This window comes from Spirosoma horti (assembly GCF_054776595.1).
Genome location: NZ_BAAHBQ010000002.1, coordinates 888270 through 907891 on the forward strand (window position 1 = coordinate 888270; position 19622 = coordinate 907891).

At 51.2% G+C, this 19622-nt stretch carries 16 protein-coding genes and 1 riboswitch; of the genes, 8 read left to right on the forward strand and 8 right to left on the reverse strand.

Annotated elements, in window-relative coordinates; translation table 11 throughout:
• The first annotated feature begins 117 nt into the window (after positions 1–117).
• The 5 genes from ACYVAM_RS07645 (at position 118) to metH (ending at position 7759) form a co-directional block, all read left to right on the forward strand.
• Positions 118–1980: a carbamoyltransferase family protein gene (locus ACYVAM_RS07645; RefSeq protein WP_461065534.1), complete on the forward strand. Its 1863-nt coding sequence runs from the start codon at positions 118–120 to the stop codon at positions 1978–1980.
• A 16-nt stretch (positions 1981–1996) separates the two neighbouring features.
• Positions 1997–3151 carry an SGNH/GDSL hydrolase family protein gene (locus ACYVAM_RS07650; protein WP_461065536.1) on the forward strand — a complete coding sequence of 385 codons (1155 nt, stop codon included), beginning with the start codon at positions 1997–1999 and terminating at the stop codon, positions 3149–3151.
• Positions 3152–3169: 18 nt separating this feature from the next.
• Positions 3170–3319 (forward strand): DUF5989 family protein, encoded by a 150-nt coding sequence (locus ACYVAM_RS07655; protein WP_012928744.1) that lies wholly within the window; start codon positions 3170–3172, stop codon positions 3317–3319.
• A gap of 4 nt (positions 3320–3323) precedes the next feature.
• On the forward strand, positions 3324–3686 hold the full coding sequence (locus tag ACYVAM_RS07660) for an SxtJ family membrane protein (protein WP_461065538.1): 363 nt from the start codon (positions 3324–3326) through the stop codon (positions 3684–3686).
• Between the two features lie 73 nt (positions 3687–3759).
• Positions 3760–3867, forward strand: a riboswitch (SAM riboswitch).
• Positions 3868–3973: 106 nt separating this feature from the next.
• Positions 3974–7759, forward strand: a complete 3786-nt coding sequence (gene metH, locus ACYVAM_RS07665) for a methionine synthase (RefSeq protein WP_461065540.1) — start codon at positions 3974–3976, stop codon at positions 7757–7759.
• 90 nt (positions 7760–7849) lie between these two features.
• Here the strand turns inward: metH and ACYVAM_RS07670 are convergent, their stop codons facing one another.
• Together ACYVAM_RS07670 and ACYVAM_RS07675 are read right to left on the reverse strand one after the other, a co-directional pair.
• Positions 7850–8401: a fasciclin domain-containing protein gene (locus tag ACYVAM_RS07670; RefSeq protein WP_461065542.1), complete on the reverse strand. Its 552-nt coding sequence runs from the start codon at positions 8399–8401 to the stop codon at positions 7850–7852.
• A 358-nt stretch (positions 8402–8759) separates the two neighbouring features.
• The gene (locus tag ACYVAM_RS07675) at positions 8760–10253 is read right to left on the reverse strand and encodes a xylulokinase (protein ID WP_461065544.1); all 1494 of its coding nucleotides are present in this window, start codon (positions 10251–10253) and stop codon (positions 8760–8762) included.
• 103 nt (positions 10254–10356) lie between these two features.
• On the opposite strand from ACYVAM_RS07675, the gene ACYVAM_RS07680 reads away from it, so the two are divergent.
• A complete protein-coding gene (locus ACYVAM_RS07680; RefSeq protein WP_461065546.1) occupies positions 10357–12780 on the forward strand; it encodes a family 78 glycoside hydrolase catalytic domain in 2424 nt (807 codons plus the stop codon).
• 269 nt (positions 12781–13049) lie between these two features.
• Here ACYVAM_RS07680 and ACYVAM_RS07685 read toward each other — a convergent pair whose 3' ends face one another.
• The 6 genes from ACYVAM_RS07685 to ACYVAM_RS07710 all read right to left on the reverse strand — a co-directional run bounded on the left by ACYVAM_RS07685 (position 13050) and on the right by ACYVAM_RS07710 (position 17669).
• Positions 13050–13787, reverse strand: a complete 738-nt coding sequence (locus ACYVAM_RS07685; protein WP_461065548.1) for a DUF1223 domain-containing protein — start codon at positions 13785–13787, stop codon at positions 13050–13052.
• 24 nt (positions 13788–13811) lie between these two features.
• Positions 13812–14630, reverse strand: coding sequence for a molybdopterin-dependent oxidoreductase (locus ACYVAM_RS07690; protein WP_461065550.1), 819 nt, complete (start codon positions 14628–14630; stop codon positions 13812–13814).
• On the reverse strand, positions 14627–15409 hold the full coding sequence (locus tag ACYVAM_RS07695) for a cytochrome b/b6 domain-containing protein (RefSeq protein WP_461065552.1): 783 nt from the start codon (positions 15407–15409) through the stop codon (positions 14627–14629). The genes ACYVAM_RS07690 and ACYVAM_RS07695 overlap by 4 nt, the downstream gene beginning before the upstream one ends.
• A 91-nt stretch (positions 15410–15500) precedes the next feature.
• Complete coding sequence (locus ACYVAM_RS07700; RefSeq protein WP_461065553.1) at positions 15501–16100, reverse strand: peroxiredoxin-like family protein; 600 nt, start codon at positions 16098–16100, stop codon at positions 15501–15503.
• Between the two features lie 50 nt (positions 16101–16150).
• Positions 16151–16705: a carboxymuconolactone decarboxylase family protein gene (locus ACYVAM_RS07705; protein WP_461065555.1), complete on the reverse strand. Its 555-nt coding sequence runs from the start codon at positions 16703–16705 to the stop codon at positions 16151–16153.
• A 109-nt stretch (positions 16706–16814) separates the two neighbouring features.
• Positions 16815–17669 (reverse strand): helix-turn-helix domain-containing protein, encoded by an 855-nt coding sequence (locus ACYVAM_RS07710; protein WP_461065557.1) that lies wholly within the window; start codon positions 17667–17669, stop codon positions 16815–16817.
• Positions 17670–17817: 148 nt separating this feature from the next.
• On the opposite strand from ACYVAM_RS07710, the gene ACYVAM_RS07715 reads away from it, so the two are divergent.
• A complete protein-coding gene (locus ACYVAM_RS07715; protein WP_461065559.1) occupies positions 17818–18678 on the forward strand; it encodes an MBL fold metallo-hydrolase in 861 nt (286 codons plus the stop codon).
• Between the two features lie 89 nt (positions 18679–18767).
• Positions 18768–19547, forward strand: a complete 780-nt coding sequence (locus tag ACYVAM_RS07720) for a patatin-like phospholipase family protein (protein ID WP_461065561.1) — start codon at positions 18768–18770, stop codon at positions 19545–19547.
• Positions 19548–19622 lie beyond the last annotated feature (75 nt).

Genomic DNA, 19622 nt, shown 5'->3' on the forward strand with positions numbered 1-19622 from the left:
TAATAGCCACTACGATAACTTTGCGAGTGGACCGGAAAGTAATTGGTACTGAGCCTAATGATTCGTATGCCAAAAAAAACCGTTACTTTTGGCCTTGTTTGACCAGTAACATAGTTCATGACCATATTAGGCATTTCTGCTTTTTACCACGATTCAGCAGCCGCAATAATTGAAGACGGACGTATCATTGCCGCTGCTCAGGAGGAGCGGTTCACCCGTAAAAAGCACGATCCTGGTTTCCCGGCTGAAGCCATCAAATACTGTCTCCAGTATAGTGGAGCAGACCTCAATAAGTTAGATGCTATTGTCTTTTACGACAAGCCATTGCTCAAGTTCGAGCGATTGCTGGAAACGTATTATGCGTTTGCTCCTCAGGGACTACGATCTTTTTTGATGTCGATCCCGGTCTGGCTTAAAGAGAAACTGTTCCTGAAGCGGCTCATCCGGCAGGAACTGGAGAAGTTGGGCTACGACCCATCCCGTAAGGTAAAACTGTTATTTCCTGAACACCATCTCTCGCATGGTGCCAGTGCCTTTTATCCGTCGCCCTACGAACGGGCGGCTATTCTGACAATCGACGGCGTTGGCGAATGGGCAACGGCCTCGATTGGTTTGGGAGAAGGGAAAAATATTTCCATTCTCAAGGAAATGCGGTTTCCGCATTCACTGGGTCTTTTGTATTCCGCTTTTACCTATTTTCTGGGCTTCCGCGTTAACTCCGGCGAATATAAGCTGATGGGCTTGGCGCCGTATGGCGATCCAAATTCACCCGATGTAGCCCGGTACATGGCTATTATTAAAGACAAACTGGCCGACCTTAAACCCGACGGTTCCGTTTGGCTGAATCAGGAGTACTTCGATTACGCCACGGGCCTGAAAATGGTCAACGAGGCCAAATGGGCCGAGTTATTTGGTTTTCCGAAGCGTCAGCCCGAAGATGAGCTATTGCCCCAACATTGTAACCTTGGTTTGGCCATTCAATATCTGACCGAAGAGGTTGTGCTGAACATGGCCAAGGAGGCCAAGCGCCTGACCAATGCCGATGCGCTGGTACTGGCCGGTGGGGTTGCGCTCAACTGTGTATCGAACGGAAAGCTGCAGGCATCGGGTCTGTTCAAGGATATTTTCATTCAGCCAGCCGCCGGTGATGCGGGTGGCGCCCTGGGTGCTGCGCTTGCTGCTTACCATATCTATTTTGGCAAGGAGCGGATCGTTACGACCGAACGCGATGCCATGCGGGGTTCCTATCTGGGGCCGACATTCTCCGATCTGGATGTGGAGTTGATGGCTAAAAAATACAAAGCTGTGGCTACACATTACACCAACTTCTCGGACTTAACCCAGGACGCGGCCAAATTACTGGCCGATGGAAATGTGCTGGGCTGGGTTCAGGGGCAGATGGAGTTTGGGCCACGGGCGTTGGGTGGGCGCAGTATTCTGGGCGACCCTCGCAATGCCGAGATGCAGAAGAAACTGAACCTCAAAATCAAATACCGCGAATCGTTCCGGCCGTTTGCCCCGTCGGTATTAGCCGAAGATTGTGCCGAGTATTTCGACTATGACGGCATCTCGCCGTATATGCTACTCGTTCATCCGGTCGCGCAGAAGCGCCGGACGCCGGTACCGGCCGATTATGCCAGCTTCCCGCTGCGTGAAAAGCTCTACTACCAGCGGTCTGATCTGCCCTCGATTACGCACATCGACTATTCGGCGCGTATTCAGACCGTTCATAAAGACACCAATCCCCGGTACTACGAACTGATCGACTCGTTCAAGAAACTAACGGGCTTCGGCGTCATCGTGAATACCAGCTTCAATGTGCGGGGCGAACCCATTGTCTGTACGCCCGACGACGCCTATCGTTGCTTCATGCGGACTGAAATGGATTACCTGGCCGTTGGTAACTACCTCTTCGACAAGCGCCAACAGCCCGAATGGCAGGAAAAAGATAACTGGAAAGAAGAATTTGTTTTAGACTAACGAACGATCTGTTTTAATGCAATCAAAACTTGTTTCCAGTGCCGTTCGCCTGCTTCTGCTGGGATTTTTAACCTTTTTTGTTTTCTACGGCGACCATTTCGGGGTTAGTTTCGACTATCCTCACAAAGGGTTATTTGATAACATATACGTTCGTCTGATTAAGTGCTGTCTGTTTCTGTTGCTCATTATCGAGCTGTTACGGGTGTACTACTACGGCGTTGTCAAAAACCCGAATCCACCTAAACTACTCGGTAACGTCGCCACTCTGTTTGTGCCCCTGATTGTGCTGATGTTCTTTGTCGAGATGGCGTTTATGTTTATCTCGCAAAGCCAGGAGGGTGGATTAACGCTGGCGTCGCATATCTGGTTTGAACGCTACTGGCCGCCCATGACGGGCGATTACCGCGACGCGCCCAAAACCGATACGCTGGGCAAAAAGAAAGTATTCATCGTTGGTGACTCCTTTAGCGCGGGTCATGGTCTGAAAACTGCTGAAGAGCGTTACGGTAATATCCTGGGCGAAAAATTAGGAACCAAACAATACGTGACCTACAACCTCGGTATATCTGGTTCGGATACGCGCGATGAATATGCCCGGCTGCTGAAGTTTGGTAAAACCCCCGATATTCTGGTTCTGCAGTACTTCCCAAATGACATTGAAAAAGTGGCGCTGGAGCATGGCCTGGTTCCGCAGGGATTCCGGCCTTATTCCGATCTGCCCCGCTTCATTCAGTCGCTGTTCATGCGGTCGTACCTGCTCAATTACCTGTACTGGCAGTTTCCGCACGGTAACTTTGCCCCCTTCGATGTATACGCCCGGACGGCCTATGGAACACCGGCAATCATCAACGATCACCTGAGCGATCTCACCAAATTCATTACCTATGCCAAAGAGCATAACTGCCGTTTCTACGTGGTTATGTTCCCGTTCTCACACAACATCGAGAAAACGGCTGAGTATGTTAAGCCGGTCGTGACTCTTTTTCAAAGCAACAACGTCCCGATGCTGGACGTGGGAAAACTAATGGTTGATATTGACCCGAAGGATCGGGTTGTGGGCCGAAATGATGGCCATGCCAGCTCGATCGTGAATCAGCGGGTAGGTGATGCGCTTTTCAAATTGGTGCAGTCGAATCCGGGAACGGGCCAGCTCGTATCTAGTATTAAGTAAGTTAACTCAAATAAATATATGGAATTCTTACAGGATATTTTCAAGTTCATGAAGCAGCGCAAAAAGTGGTGGCTGGCTCCAATGATCATTCTGTTGCTGCTCATTGGGGTTCTGATCGTCATTGGCGGTGGGTCGGCGGTAGCTCCGTTTATCTACACATTGTTCTAAACACATGGATATTACCGAAAAAGTAAAAGCCCAGCTCGTTATCGTAACTGGGCTGGTTGTACTGTATTTCATCACCAAGTCGCCCTGGTTTCTGTATGGAGCCGCGGCTGTAGGGGTGCTGAGTCTGGCCATTCCGGCCGTGGGCGACCTTATCGTAAAAGCGTGGTTCAAACTGGCAGAAGTGCTGGGAAACATCAACGGCAAAATCATTTTGTCGGTGCTGTTTTTTGTCTTCCTGTTTCCCATCGCCCTGCTGTATCGTATTTCGGCCAAGAATCCGCTGGCGATCAAGCGTACAAATGATGCGTCGTTCTATACCGAGCGAAACCATCTCTATACCAAAGAGGATATGGAAGATGCCTGGTAATTAGGATTAAATGCATGTTGATTTCGGGCGTCTCGATTGTCGGGGTGCCCGATTTTTTGTTTAATTTTGTGAAAGCTTATCCAGAAAGACGGAGGGAACGGACCCGATGATGTCTTGGCAACCAACCACCCCAAGGAAATGGTGCCAATTTCCTCCCGTTATATGGCGGGGTAGATAAGTTAGCCCTGCGCTATCTGTCTTACTGTATCTAAGCTGTTTTATTTATTGGACTTTTTTTAGTCTGCCAGTTGTTGGTACACTACGAATAACGCCTTCTATTACTGCCTTTGAAAACGATACACGAACTTCTTCACGAACGTATCCTTGTCCTCGATGGGGCCATGGGAACGATGATTCAACGGTATAACCTGACGGATGGTGACTATCGGGGCGAGCGATTCCAGGATTGGCCGCACGACCTGAAGGGAAACAACGACTTGCTGTCGTTGACCCGGCCCGATATTATTCAGACCATTCACAAACAGTATCTCGAGGCCGGTTCCGATATTATCGAGACCAATACCTTCAGTGCTACGTCCATTGCCATGGCCGATTACCACATGGAGGAGCTGGCCTATGAGCTCAACTACGAGTCGGCCCGGCTGGCCAAAGAAGTGGCGGTTGAGATTAGCCGTCAGCAGCCCGACAAACCACGGTTTGTGGCCGGGGCTATGGGGCCAACTAACCGGACGGCGTCACTGTCGCCCGATGTCAATAACCCGGCTTATCGTGCGGTTACGTTCGATGATCTGGTGAATGCGTATTATGAGCAGGTGAGTGGTTTGGTCGATGGCGGATCGGATCTGCTGCTCGTCGAAACCATCTTTGACACGCTCAACGCGAAGGCGGCTATGTTCGCCATCGACAAGTACTTTAACTTAAATCCTCAGAAGACGCCCCTGCCGATCATGATCTCGGGCACCATTACGGATGCCAGTGGTCGAACCTTATCGGGGCAGACAACGGAAGCGTTTTTGTATTCTGTTTCGCACTTGCCTTTGCTCAGCGTAGGGCTTAACTGTGCGCTGGGGGCGGCCCTGATGCGGCCGTATATACAAACACTGTCGAAGGAAGCGCCTTTCTTCACGTCGGCCTATCCGAATGCGGGCTTACCCAACGAATTTGGGGAGTACGACGAAACACCGGATATGATGGCGTTGCAGATGGAAGACTTCATCAAAAGCAGCTTTGTCAACATCGTTGGTGGTTGCTGCGGCTCAACGCCCGATCACATTCGGGCCATTGCCGATGTTGCGGCCAAGTATCCACCCCGGCAGCTACCGGAGCCCGAGCCTTATCAGAAATTGAGTGGTCTGGAACCGCTCAAGATTACGGAGCAAACCAACTTCCTGAACGTCGGTGAACGGACCAACGTAACCGGTTCCAAGAAGTTTGCCCGGCTCATTAAAGAAGGAAACTTCGACGAAGCCCTTAGCATTGCCCGCGGACAGGTAGAAGGAGGTGCCCAGGTGATCGACATCAACATGGATGAAGGCATGTTGGATTCGGTAGAAGCCATGACCACATTCCTGAACCTGATTGCCGCCGAACCGGATATCGCCCGTGTGCCCATCATGGTCGATTCGTCCAAATGGGAAGTCATTGAGGCTGGCTTGAAGTGCGTACAGGGGAAAGCCATCGTTAACTCCATTTCGCTCAAAGAAGGCGAAGAGGCCTTCATCGAACGGGCCCAGTTGGTGAAGCGCTACGGTGCTGCTGCCGTGGTGATGGCGTTCGACGAAAGTGGCCAGGCTGATTCCTACGAACGACGCATCCAGATTTGCGAACGCGCCTACCGGATCCTGGTCGACAAGGTTCATTTCGCTCCGCAGGACATTATTTTCGACCCCAATATTCTGACCGTTGCCACGGGCATCGAAGAGCATAATAACTACGCGGTCGATTTCATCAATGCCACCCGCTGGATCAAGCAAAATCTGCCGCTGGCCAAAGTAAGCGGTGGCGTATCCAATATTTCGTTCAGTTTCCGGGGCAACGATGTTGTTCGGGAGGCCATGCACTCGGCCTTTCTGTACCATGCCATCCGGGCGGGTATGGACATGGGGATCGTGAATGCCGGTCAACTGGAAGTATACGACAGCATTCCAAAAGAGTTGCTGGAGCGTTGTGAAGACGTACTGCTCAATCGTCGGGACGATGCTACCGAACGCCTGGTCGATTTTGCTGAAACGGTGAAAGCGAAAGGGAAAGCCATTGTTCAGGACGAAAGCTGGCGGCTCGAACCCGTTCGGGAACGGCTCAAGCACGCGCTCATCAAAGGCATCACGGATTATATCGATGAAGACGTGGAAGAAGTTCGGCTACAGGTCGAACGGCCATTGCACGTCATCGAAGGGCCGCTTATGGATGGCATGAGCGTTGTTGGTGATCTGTTTGGGGCGGGCAAAATGTTCCTGCCACAGGTCGTTAAATCAGCACGGGTGATGAAAAAGGCGGTGGCGTATTTGACCCCGTTCATCGAAGCAGAAAAGTCGGGAGAAGGCTCGTCTTCGGCCGGAAAAATCCTGCTGGCAACCGTTAAAGGCGATGTGCATGACATTGGTAAAAACATTGTTGGCGTGGTGCTGGGCTGTAATAACTACGAAATCATTGACCTTGGTGTGATGGTGCCCACCCAGAAAATTCTGGATGCGGCCCGCGAACACAATGTCGATATCATTGGACTGAGCGGCCTGATTACACCCTCGCTGGACGAAATGGTTGGCGTTGCCAAGGAAATGGAGCGGCAGGGCTTTACGCTGCCGTTGCTGATTGGTGGTGCCACGACGTCGCGCATTCACACCGCCGTTAAAATTGACCCGCATTATTCGGGACCCGTTGTCCACGTGTTAGATGCCAGCCGTAGCGTACCCGTTGCCGGAAAGCTCGTTAGCGAAACGGATGGCACGAAGGAAAAAATCTTTACCGAGATTAAGGCCGAATACGTCAAGCTTCGTGCAGACCATGCGAAGCGGCAAAAGGATAAAGCCAGTCTGACGATTTCAAAGGCGCGTGAGAACCGCACGAAAATTGACTGGACGACCTTTGAGCCAACCAAACCAACGTTCCTGGGCAACCGGTATTTTGAGGATTATGATATTGGCGAGCTGGCTAAATACATCGATTGGACGCCGTTTTTCCAGACCTGGCAGTTGCACGGAAAATACCCCGCTATTTTCGACGATGCCATCGTTGGCAACGAAGCGAAACAGTTGTTCGACGATGCTAACAAGCTTTTGCAGGAAATCATCGACAAGAAACTGTTGAAAGCAAAAGCGGTGGTTGGGTTCTATCCCGCCAACTCAGCCGACGACGACGTACTGTTACACGATTACGAAGAATACGTGCGTGACATTCCCTGCGAACGGCATGGATCTCACCAGCACATCGAGTATAAGATCAGTAAGGCGCAGTCGCAAGCGGCAGTCACTCCCGCTGGCGAGTTGATTTACGATACCAAGACGGTGCTTCATTTCCTGCGTCAGCAGAATCAAAAAGCACCGGGTTTACCAAACTTCTGTCTGTCAGACTTTATTGCTCCTCTGGAGAGCGGTCGAGAGGATTACATTGGTGGATTTGCCGTAACGGCGGGGATCGGTATTGAAGCTTTGCTCGATAAATACGAACGGGATCATGATGATTACAACAGCATCATGGTAAAAGCCATTGCCGACCGGCTGGCCGAAGCCTTTGCCGAACGGATGCATGAACGCGTTCGGAAAGAATTCTGGCCGTATGCAACCGACGAGAATCTGGCCAATGAGCAACTGATAAAAGAAGCATACCAGGGAATCCGGCCCGCTCCGGGCTACCCGGCTTGCCCCGATCATACGGAGAAGCAAACGCTATTCGATCTGCTGGATGCTAACAAGATCGATATTGAACTGACCGAAAGCTACGCGATGTATCCGGCTTCATCTGTGAGTGGCTTCTATTTCTCAAACCCTGAATCGAAGTATTTTGCCGTTGGGAAAATCAACAAAGATCAGGTACTGGACTATGCGCAGCGGAAAAATAGGCCTGTCGAAGAGATTGAAAAATGGCTCAGCCCAGTGCTGAGTTATGATGTGTAGATTTCTAATACTGAGGCAAATATAAACGCGAAAATGCCCGGCTGTCAGGCCGGGCATTTTCTATTCAGTTGGATAGAGCGCACTTTCTTATTAAGGCATTAGCACGGTATCGATGACGTGAATGACACCGTTCGACTGGTTTACATCAGCAATGGTAACCGTAGACGTACCGCCTTTAGCGTCCATCAATTCGATTTTCTTGCCTTTCTGCATGGCTGTTAGTGTACCACCTTGCACGGTGGTCAACGTTGCTTTGCCACCGCCATCAGCAATGGCTTTCATCAGATCGGCCGCACTCATTTTGCCTGAAACGACGTGGTAGGTCAATATTTTAGTCAGCGTTTCTTTGCTTTCTGGCTTTACCAGTGTTTCTACTGTTCCTTTAGGCAGTTTGTCAAACGCTTTGTTCGTTGGCGCAAACACCGTGAATGGACCAGGACCCGACAGGGTTTCAACCAGACCAGCCGCTTTGACAGCTGCCACAAGGGTAGTGTGATCTTTCGAATTTACAGCATTTTCAATGATGTTTTTCGATGGGTACATCGGAGCACCACCTACCATTACTGTCTTTTCCTGTGCAAAAGAAACCTGGCTAATTGCCGATAAAGCGACTATAGAAAATAATAATTTGAGCGTCTTCATGTTGTTATTCTTTTTTAAGAAGTTGAAATGTGTACTGAATGTTTTTACTCTGTTTGTCGACAACATGAAGACTTACGGCCGTACGGTATCAGTTGGATTTAACTTTATTGAAAATATTTTTAATCGCTTAATTTTCAGTAGAATATACTAAAGGGCTTGTCGTGTGAGATAACTAATCCTATGTGAAATTTACTGTAAATGATTAACGAAAATGTTTATTGCGATTAAGTAATTTTACATAATATAACAAATTTATAATGCTTAATCAATGCATTTATTACGTCAAAAAAAGGGGGTGTACAAGCCAGAAATTCCCGGCTTGTACACCCCCTTTTTTTTGACGTAATGCCTACGGCGATTACTTACTTGAGCTTCCGGATTGTAACGTTCCTAGCCAGCGCTCATAGGCATCCCGGTAGCCTTCCTGAGCGCGCATGTCAGGTTCGATGGTTTTCGTGACGTGTAGTCCGGCAAAGGCTTCCTGCGCATTTTTATAATGACCCAAGCCCAGTCCGGCGCCCCGAGCTGCCCCCTGTGCTCCGTCGGTATTATACAACTCGATGGTAGCGCCTGTCAGGTTGGCCAGGGTGTCGCGGAAGAGTGGACTGAGAAACATGTTAGCCTCGCCGGCACGGATCGTTTGCAAACCGACTCCCACACTTTCCATGATTTGAATGCCGTAGTATAAGGCAAAAACGATGCCTTCCTGAGCGGCCCGGATCATGTGTGGCAAGCCATGCCGGGTAAGATTCAGCCCCTGAAAGGAAGCCCCCAGGTCGGCGTTTTCGAGCATGCGCTCGGCACCATTGCCAAAGGGGAGGCATACGAGTCCGTCAGCACCCACCGGAGCTTCGTGCGCCAGGGTATTCATGTCGGGGTAGCTGATCGATCGTTGCAACATCTGATTCCGTAGCCAGCTGTTCAAAATTCCGGTGCCATTTACGCACAGCAGAACCCCGTAGCGCGGTGCTTCGGTAGTGTGGCTAACGTGCAGGAAGGTGTTGACCCGTGATTTTGGGTCGTAGCTAGCCTGATCACTAACGCCATACACGACACCCGATGTGCCCGCCGTAGCGGCAATCTGGCCGGGCTCCAATACGTTGAGCGAGAGCGCGTTATTTGGCTGATCGCCTGCCCGGTAGGTGACGGGCGTTCCGGCGGCAAGGCCCAGTTCGTTAGCCGCCGACTCCATCAATTCACCCTGGGGCGCAAACGTTGGTTTGATTGTGGGAATGAGCGAGGCATCGAAGCCAAAATAATCGAGCAGGAACTGGGCAGGCTGGTTGGCCTGGAAATCCCAGAATGCCCCTTCTGACAGGCCCGATGCCGTGGTAACGATATCGCCCGTCATGCGGGCCGCCAGATAGTCGCCGGGAAGCATAAACTTATCCACCTGGGCGTACACCTCCGGCTCATTGGCTTTTACCCAGGCGAGTTTGGCAGCCGTGAAATTACCCGGTGAATTGAGCAGGTGATGCAGCGTACGGTCGTGGCCAAGCGCATCGAATGCCTGGTTGCCATAGGGAACCGCCCGGCTATCGCACCAGATGATCGAGGGCCGTAAGACGTTAAAGTCTTTATCGACAACGACCAGGCCGTGCATTTGGTAGGATATGCCAATCGCCTTTACATCGGCGGGTTGCACACTCGCTTTCTGCATAACGGCTTTGCTGGCCAGGCAGGCATTTTTCCACCAGTTTTCCGGTTGTTGTTCGGCAAAACCGGCCTGGGGCGATTCGATAATCATTTCCGTTTCCGGAAAAAAGGCCGATGCAACGGCTTTGCCGCTATCGGCATCAACTAAACACGCTTTGACGGACGAACTGCCGAGGTCAAATCCAAGAAGATACATGTGGTTATCCGAGTTAGGAAATCTACCACGAAAGTACAACCAGAAGGCGATAATCAGTAAGTCAAGAAAAAATGTACCTTATCTTGCACATTATTCTGCTTCTATGAAACGGTTTCTGTTTACGGCCCTCTTTTTAGTAACGCTCTCGGCGAGCTATGCCCAATCAACCACCCCCGACTGGACAAATCAATACTGGACGGCCCGCTGGATTCTGCACCCGACGGCCCCGGCTCGTCAATATGGTATCTATCATTTCCGTAAGGCGGTTGAATTGCCGCAAAAGCCCGGTCGCTTTGTGGTGCACGTCTCGGCCGATAACCGCTATCGGCTGTTTGTAAATGGCAAATCGGTGGCTATAGGACCCGCTCGCAGCGATACCCAAAACTGGAATTACGAAACGATCGATCTGGCGCCTTACCTGCAGGCGGGCCGCAATGTGCTGGCCGCTCAGGTGTGGTATATGGGGGAGGGGGCGCCTTTCGCGCAGATGAGCTACCAGCTTGGGTTTCTGGTACAGGGAAACAGCGAGGCCGAAAAACTCGTCAATACCGATGCCAGTTGGAAAATCTTCCATAACCTGGCCTATTCGCCCGTTAAGAATGATATTCCGAAACTGAAAACCTACATCGTTGCGGGGGATGGCGACCGGGTCGATGCGGCTCAATATCCGTGGGGCTGGGAGCAGCCGAATTTTGACGATAAAGCCTGGGTAGCCGCCAAACCGCTGGGCTTCCCGACGAAACCCCGTGGCCTGGGAACCGACGGCAACTGGGGGCTGGTGCCGCGAGCTATTCCCATGATGGAAGAAAGTACCGTTCGGTTGGTGAGCGTTCGGCGCACTGAAAACGGGAAAATGGACGCTGCTTTTCTTCAGGGAAAATCGCCGGTTACGGTGCCGGCCAACACAAAGGCTGTGTTTCTGTTCGACCAGGGCCATCTGACCAATGCCTATCCCGAATTGACGGTGAGCCAGGGCAAAGGAGCTACCATAACGTTGGGCTATGCTGAGGCATTGGTGGATGCTAAGAACAAAAAAGGCAATCGGAACGACATAGAGGGACGAACATTGCTCGGGTTTGAGGATCAGTTCCTGCCCGACGGCAGCAGCAAACGAACGTTCCGGCCGCTCTGGTTTCGAACGTATCGTTATTTGCAGGTCACGGTCGAGACGAAGGGAGAACCGCTTGTTCTGGAGGATTTGGCTGGGCAGTTTACGGGCTATCCTTTCCAGCAAAAAGCACAGTTTGCTACCAGCACTTCCATGCCGGGCACGTCCATGCCGGGCACCTCCATGCCGGGCGACACAACGCTGAAAGCCATCTGGGAGGTGGGCTGGCGAACGGCCCGGCTGTGTGCGGGCGAAACCTATTACGACTGTCCGTACTACGAGCAACTGCAATACACCGGCGACACCCGGATTCAATCCCTGATTTCGCTTTATGTTACGGGCGATGACCGGCTGATGCGTAAGGCCATTCTCGATTATGACCATAGTCGATTTAATGACGGTCTGACACAGAGCCGCTACCCATCGGCCGATTTTCAGGTGATCCCGACCTTTTCACTGTTCTGGGTTTGCATGGTCCATGATTACTGGATGCATCGGCAGGACGATGCCTTCGTGAAGTCGATGTTGCCGGGCATCCTGAGCGTACTGAACTGGCACGAGCAACGGATTGCCAAAACGGGCCTGAACGGCCCGCTCGAATGGTGGAACTTTGTGGATTGGTCGGCCTGGAAGAATGCGAAAGACGAAATTGCGGGTGGCGTTCCGGCGGGTGCACGCAAGGGAGGCTCGAGTATTTTGTCGTTGCAGCAGGCCTACACGTATTTCCGGGCGGGTGATTTGCTGGCGCATTATGGCCAGAATCAGCTCGCCGAACACTACCGCGAGCTGGGTCGCCGGTTAAATAAAGCGGTTTATGCCCAGTGTTGGGATGCCGGGCGTGGGCTGTTCGCCGACACACCCGATAAAACGTCCTTCAGTCAGCATGCCAATATCCTGGCTGTTCTGACCGATGCTGTACCCGTTGCCCAGCAGGCCGGTTTGGTTCAGAAAACAATCGCGGATACGTCTCTGACCCAGGCTACCTTTTACTTCAAGTTCTATTTGTTCGAAGCTCTTAAAAAGACTGGACTCGGCGATCAGTTTATTGCCCAACTGAAGCCCTGGCGCGATATGCTGGCCATGGGACTGACCACATTTGCTGAAAACCCCGAGCCGACGCGCTCCGATTGCCATGCCTGGAGCGCATCCCCGCTCTATGAATTTATGTCGACTACTTGCGGCATTCGACCCGCTGAACCCGGATTCAAGTCGGTACGCATCGAGCCGTTTATGGGTGATCTGACAACGGTCGATGGAAAAATGCCGCATCCACTGGGCGACATAGCCGTGCAGTTTCAGAAAACGCCAACGGGCGGCCTGACGGGCACCGTTACCCTGCCCAACAGCCTGACCGGCACACTGCGTTGGAAAGGAAAATCATTGCCGCTCAAGGCGGGCAAACAGACGGTTAGCTTGTAAGGAAGCGGCTTTTGCCTGGACTTTACTTGGCTAGAAAAGACAAAATCACTTAGGATATGCCCAACACCCATAAGCGCTACCAACTGACTGTTGCGAATTTGCTGTTAAGTAGGCTTGTCGGCTCTGAAACTGTTTTATACGCGTGAGTTATTGCTCTGTCAGTCAGGAATTTACTAGCCAGTGGTAGGTGTTTGTCTAGTCTTGTTGCCCGGTTTTGGGCTGTAAAACCAGGTAAGGGGCCTCAATTCTGTGAGGCTACGTTCCAGCGGTTATAGCTGTTTCGCACCAACCACTTGTCCATTGTCGGTGCGTTGAACATACACAAGCACGGCTGTCTGATCGGCAGAAAGGCCCGTAGGTAAAGGAAGAGACAAACGGCCTGACGTTCCCGTTTGGTCAACGGTTTTAAATTGCCGGACAACGTTCGTATTCGTCAGGGTACGGCCACCATTTTCACCGTTTTTCACCGCCGTAACAGCTTCCTTCTGCACCAGGGCCACATTGACCCGGTAAGGCCCGGCAGCCGAGAGTTCGTACTGAACCGTCACCTGTCCGGCATTGCGGGCAACGCTGCCTTCAACACCGATAAATCCCGAAGCAGGCTGTTTTTGAATGCTCTGAATCGCTTGCTCAATTTTCGCTTTTTGCCCGCCAATCACATCCTGTTTCCCGTTGATAACCAGTTGGGGCGTATAGGTTTGACTGTTCAGAGCGCGGTCGTACTGGCGCTGGCGGTCGGTGAAGAGCTTATTGCTGAAAGGGTCCTGCCAGCCCAGGCGATTCCAGTAGTCGACATGGAACGATAGGCTATAAACCATCTGCCCGGTACTGGCGGCCTGGCGGGTTATTTCCTGCACGGCTCTGTCGGCAGGCGGGCAGCTGGAACAGCCCTGCGAGGTGAATAATTCCAGGACAACAACGGGCTGAGGAGCGGGTTTGATCGGGCTTTTGTCGGGTGCCCAAAAGGCCATCACGTAAGCTGTCAGGAGCAACAGTAAGTAGTTCATAAGGAGCTGGAAATGCCTGTTTATCTAAAGTCCTACGTAGTAATCATAGCCTCGTTCGGCCCAGAAGTCGCGGGGGCGTTCATCCGAAAAGAAAATCCGGCCAATGCGTTTGAGATTTTTGACGCCATACTTCACCGGGATAATCAGCCGGAGCGGGGCACCGTGCGGTGCGGTGATTGGCTCGCCGTTCAGTTCATAAGCCAGTAATGTTTGCGGGTGCATGGCGCTCTCTATATCAATGCCAACATAATACCCCTTGTCGGGCGTTTCCATCCCGATGTACTTGAACAGGTCATCGGTGTTATCCGGATTGGGCGCGTTGCCGCTTTTGGTGCCGAGTTTGTGAGCCACCAGAAAATCAGATAGCCGTGCTCCGCCCCAATGCTGTATCTGACTCCAGCCTTCAATGCACTTGAATTCGTAGGCCATTTCATGCTTTGGCAGTGCCTTGATGTCGTCGATAGTCAGCATAAGTGGCTGACTTTGCTCGGCCGGGGCGCCCCCTTTTCGGTCGATCTGTAATTTCCAGTCTTCGGCAACGGGCGTCTTGATGCCGTCGTAGCCATTGACCCGCGCTTTTTTTACCGCCTGGTTTACGGGATACGTACGGACCAAATGTGTATTGCTGAAATACGTTCGGGCCACCTGTTCATTGGCATCGAGTACCCGTCGAAACGGCTTTTTGGCACCCAGCAATTTAGGGCTATTAGTAATCCATTCGTAGATACCCACGGGCACGGCAGCGGCCAGCGCAAACCAGCCAAATGATTTCAGCATGCGCCGACGAACGGCCGATTCAGGCACGTCGCTTTCGGGTAATTTAGGTTCGTTTGACTGGCTCACGACAGAGAGGGTTTAGGCGTTAACAAGGGTTCCGATGGCCCGACGGGTTGTGTCCCATTCGGTTGGGGTGTGGGTAGGACGGGTGTTATGGGTGGTTCGGGCATTGCCTGTTTTTTGGCAGGAGCAACGGTTTCAACGACCTCAAAACCCGTTACCATGGACTGGAAATTACGCCAGCCTGCCCGGATTACCTGACCGATATGAACAAAGAAAAACAGCACATAGCCAACCGTAAGCACGAAGTGTTCCAGCCGGGCGGCTTCATATCCGCCCACCAAACGGGTCAGCCACGAAAACTGGGTGGGTTTGTAAATGGCAAAGCCGGTCAGTACCGATCCCACGCCCATGAGCATGATGGCAAAGTAGGCTATTTTCTGCGCGCCGTTGTACTTGATAAAAGGCGGTTGTGTTTTGCGAAGGCCCAAATCATACAAGGTTACCTGAATGGCTTCGCGGAAGGAGCGACGGTCGGGCACCAGATGACGCCATTCGCCCGAGGCAAACGTGTAGATGACGTAGGCCAGCCCGTTCAGCATAAACACCCACATGAATACCCAATGCCAGGCCATGCCCTCGGCCAGCCGACGCGGAACGTTCAGGAATTCATAAAAGCCATCCGGAAAAAAGGAAAGAAGCGTATAGCCACCGATGGTAATTTTATAGGGATCATACGCCCAGTAGATCAGCAGACCGCTCCAGATCATGACGAACAGAACCGGGAAGTTGATCCAGTGAAACCACCGGATAGCCAGCGGGTGTTTGTGAACGATGCGTTTCATACGGTAAGGTGAGTGAAGGAATGATTCGAGTACAATCAATAAAATTGACCGTCTATCAACTTTACAACAAAGTTCGGGCGCAAAAGATCAGCTAATTAACCGATTCAATGGCGGCTTTCAGCAAATTGCCCGGCATCCGCTCCTTAAAGTTGGGGTTAATGTATTCAAATTTTATAACTCCCTGTCGATTAAGCAAAAAAACGGCGGGTACTGGCAATAACTTCTCGACATTTTTTCCGCCACTCCCTTTTTCCAGTGTCGAGCCATAGGCAGCTGGTGCCTTGAAAGCCAGTCCGAATGCTTTGGCTGCGGTTACGTCGGAGTCGGAAAGAAGCGTATACGGAAGTTGATTTTTGTCGAGAGTACTCCTTAAATTTTCGGGACTATCCGTACTGACGGCAATGAGCTGATACCCTTTTTTGTTTAGGTCCGGTTCCAGTGTGCGCAGTTCCGCTAACTGTCGGCTGCAATAAGGGCACCAGCCTCCCCGGTAAAAGACCAAAACAGTCGGCTTTTTAGCGACCTCCGACAATAGGGAAATGGATTGATTGTCAACGGATTGAAGGCGAACATCCGGAATCGTTTCGCCAATCAGCAGCGGGCTGATGTCTTCTGGCTTTTGGGGAATAGAATCTCCTGTTGTAAAGGCAAGCAAAAGGACGGATAAGCCAATAAAAAGACTGTTTTTCATGATTCTTAAGAATGAATAGAATAGGCTGATAGTAAGGACTTCGGCTGAAATCAGGCCTCAATGCTTTCGAGAGCGGGGGCCGCAGGGAAGTCGACAGGAAGGTTAGTCATACTGTGCAGATAGTTTGACATGATCTTATCGCCAACCATCAGAATCAGATCAATGACGCTGCTCTGTGCATAGCCAGCCGCGATATACGAGTCAACCAGTTCGGTGGCAGGATGACCTTTGGTTTCGGTAATGGCTTGCGCTAGTTTAACCAGCGCATCGAGTTTAGGGTCAAAGTCAGCATGACCAGCGCGGAGTTGCAATATCTGCTTGTCTGTAAATCCGTTCATTTTGCCCAGAGCCGTGTGGGCAGCCAGGCAATAGACGCACTCGTTTACCTGCGACACCACCAGATTAATCGCTTCGCGTTCTTTCGCTTTGAACGCCCCTTTGGTCTGACTCTGCTGAAACGCTAAATAAGCGGCCAGGCCATTGTCAGATAAGCCAAACGTAGCATAGAGATTCGGGACGAAGCCGAGACCTTTTTGTAACGTATCGAATAGTTGTTGATTTTGAGCTGAAACCTGATCTCGTGTTGGTACTGTGAAACTTGCCATTTTCGTGTTGGTTTATTTTGTCGTTTTGACAATGCAAAGGTGCAGCGCCTAAACGCAGCCGAAAATGACCGTACTGCCCGACCTATTATCAATTCTTCCCGAGCGTCGATTATAGGGACAGGTTACTTTTTATCTGCTCCTTAAATTCAGATGGGGGTAGGTTGACCTGGTTCTTGAAAAAACGACTGAAATGGGGGACTTCTTCAAAGCCTAGTTCATAGGCAATTTCTTTCGTCGATTTGTCGGTATAGAGAAGTAACCGCTTGGCTTCCAGTATGATTCGTTCGTGAATAAGTTGCAGCGGACTTTTCTGATTATAGATCGCAAACAGATTAGACAACGTTTTGGGCGATTTATTAAGCAGCTCCGCGTAGTCACTAACGGCGTGAAGCTTCCGGTAATGAATTTCGACCAGCAGATTGAATCGCCGAACCAGGTCGAGGTCTTTCTCACTGAGGGTTGGATCAAGGTATTGCTCTTTTGCCAACCGGGTAAGTTTGATGATCAGCCGCTTCAGCAGCATGCGGAGCATTTCGCCCTGTATGTTATCATGGGTCGAAAATTCATCGTGGAATACCGTCAGCAAGGCATCGAACTTCGTTTGCTCGCCGGGGCTAAGCGCCAGGAAAAGGGGGTCTTTAGCGCCGTAAAACAGAAAACCAACACAGGATACTTCCTTATCGTGATCCACAATGCAATAAAAGGCCCGATCAAACTGCCAGGCAACAATGGTATCGGGGTGTTCAAAACTGACCGATTGGCTGACCATCAGGGGTAGCATAGTCTGCCGGGGAAACAGGTAATTGATGCCATCGATCAGGACGGCCTGGTCGTCGCCAACGTTCCAGGCAATGGTCAGCAGGCGGCTTTGTGGGTTCCGGAAGAAATGGCGTTCGAAGCCAGGTTCCTGACAGATCAGGTTCAGTATACCCGCCGTTTTTGGCTCCTGATACGTATGCAGCATACAAACGATAAGTAATTTCGGTCTGAACCTATATCCAGTTCCAAAAGTAACATGAATTAGGGCATAAGCCTACAGTCCCTGATTCGACCGTCGTTCCGGGTTGTCAGGGAATGCATTTATATTTGTCCGGTAACTTTATCCTGTCTGTATGCTGATCAAACCCCTTGATACCGGCCTTTTCAAACTCGATGGTGGCGCTATGTTTGGCGTGGTTCCCAAGTCGATCTGGCAAAAACAAAGTCCTGCCGATGAGCGAAATCTGTGCAACTGGGCCATGCGCTGCCTGCTTGTTGAGGAAGGCAACCGGCTTATGCTGGTCGATACCGGTTCGGGTGACAAGCAGGACGCTAAATTCTTCGCCTATTATGACCTGCCCAACGGGAAAACGCTCACAGGCGCGGTTGAACAGGCCGGTTACTCCATTAATGATGTTACCGACGTCTTGCTGACGCACCTGCACTTCGATCATGCGGGTGGAGCTGTGCGTTATGCGGATGCCAATCGCACAAAGCTCGAAGCGACTTTTCCGCAGGCAAATTACTGGAGCCACAGTGGCCAGTGGGACTGGGCTACGAACCCCAACCCCCGCGAACGGGCTACGTACCTGCGTGAAAACTTTATGCCCTTGCAGGCGAACGGCCAGCTTCGGTTTATTGATCAGGAAGACCTGGCCATACCGGGTGTTGAGTTGCTTTATGTAGATGGGCATACTGAAAAAATGACGTTGCCTGCGTTTCAGGTCACGGGTAGCCATGGGCAGTCACGTACGGTCGTTTTTTGCGCCGATCTTATCCCGTCGGTAGCGCATATACCCGTTCCTTACGTAATGGGGTACGACGTACGACCGCTCCTTACCCTCGATGAGAAAACGGAATTTCTGAATCGGGCCGTTGCCGACGATTGGATATTAGTGTTCGATCACGATCCAAACGTCGAAGCCGCTACCCTGGAGCGCACCGAAAAGGGCGTCAGAGTAAAGGATACCGGGCGGTTAGCGGAATTTTTGTAGTCGTAGCGTGGTGATGCGGCATCACCACGCTACGACTACAAAAACTAAAAAAGTATACAGGCCGTTATCTAACCAATAGTCTGAGATATATGAAAATAGGGTTAGTATTGTCAGGGGGAGGGGCTCGTGGAATTGCCCATCTGGGGGTCATAAAAGCCTTACAGGAAATGGGTATTCAATTCGATCAGCTTGCTGGCACCAGCGCTGGGTCCATTACAGGGGCTTTGCTGGCACAGGGCTATACCCCCGACGAAAGTCTGAAAATCATCGAATCGTCCTCATTCATGCGCCACCTGCGGCCCGCCTGGAACCGCATGGGTCTGTTGCGCCTGGATATGGTCGTCGACTTATACAGAAAGTACATTCCGCACGACTCATTTGAAGGGCTTAAAATTCCGTTACACGTAGTTGCGGTCGATTTAAACGCTGGTGAACAGGTGGTTTTTGAGACCGGAGAGCTTATTAGGCCCGTCCTGGCATCATGCTGTTTACCAGGCATTTTCGAGCCAATGCTCATTAACAAACGCCAGTTCGTTGACGGTGGTGTATTGAACAACCTGCCCGTTGATGTGATTGAAAACAAAGTTGATTTTCTAATCGGATCGCATTGCAACGTATTAGGTCCACGGAAACCGATCACTTCCATGCGGGGCGTTATTGAGCGTAGTCTGGTACTTGCCGTGCAGAGTAAGACAAGAGACCGTTTTGCCAAGTGCAACGTATTGATCGAGCCGCCCCAGCTTTCACAATATACAACAACGGACATCAGCAAAGCGCGCGAGTTATTTCGAATCGGTCATCAATATACCCGCTCGATGGCTCCTGACATTACTAAAGCCTTGGAGCGGGCAACGCTCGAACTATCATAGCGTATCGCCTGGTACGCTCATCAAACGATTTCCATACGATTCTCGTAATTTGCTTTCTCTGGTCGTAGCCTGGTT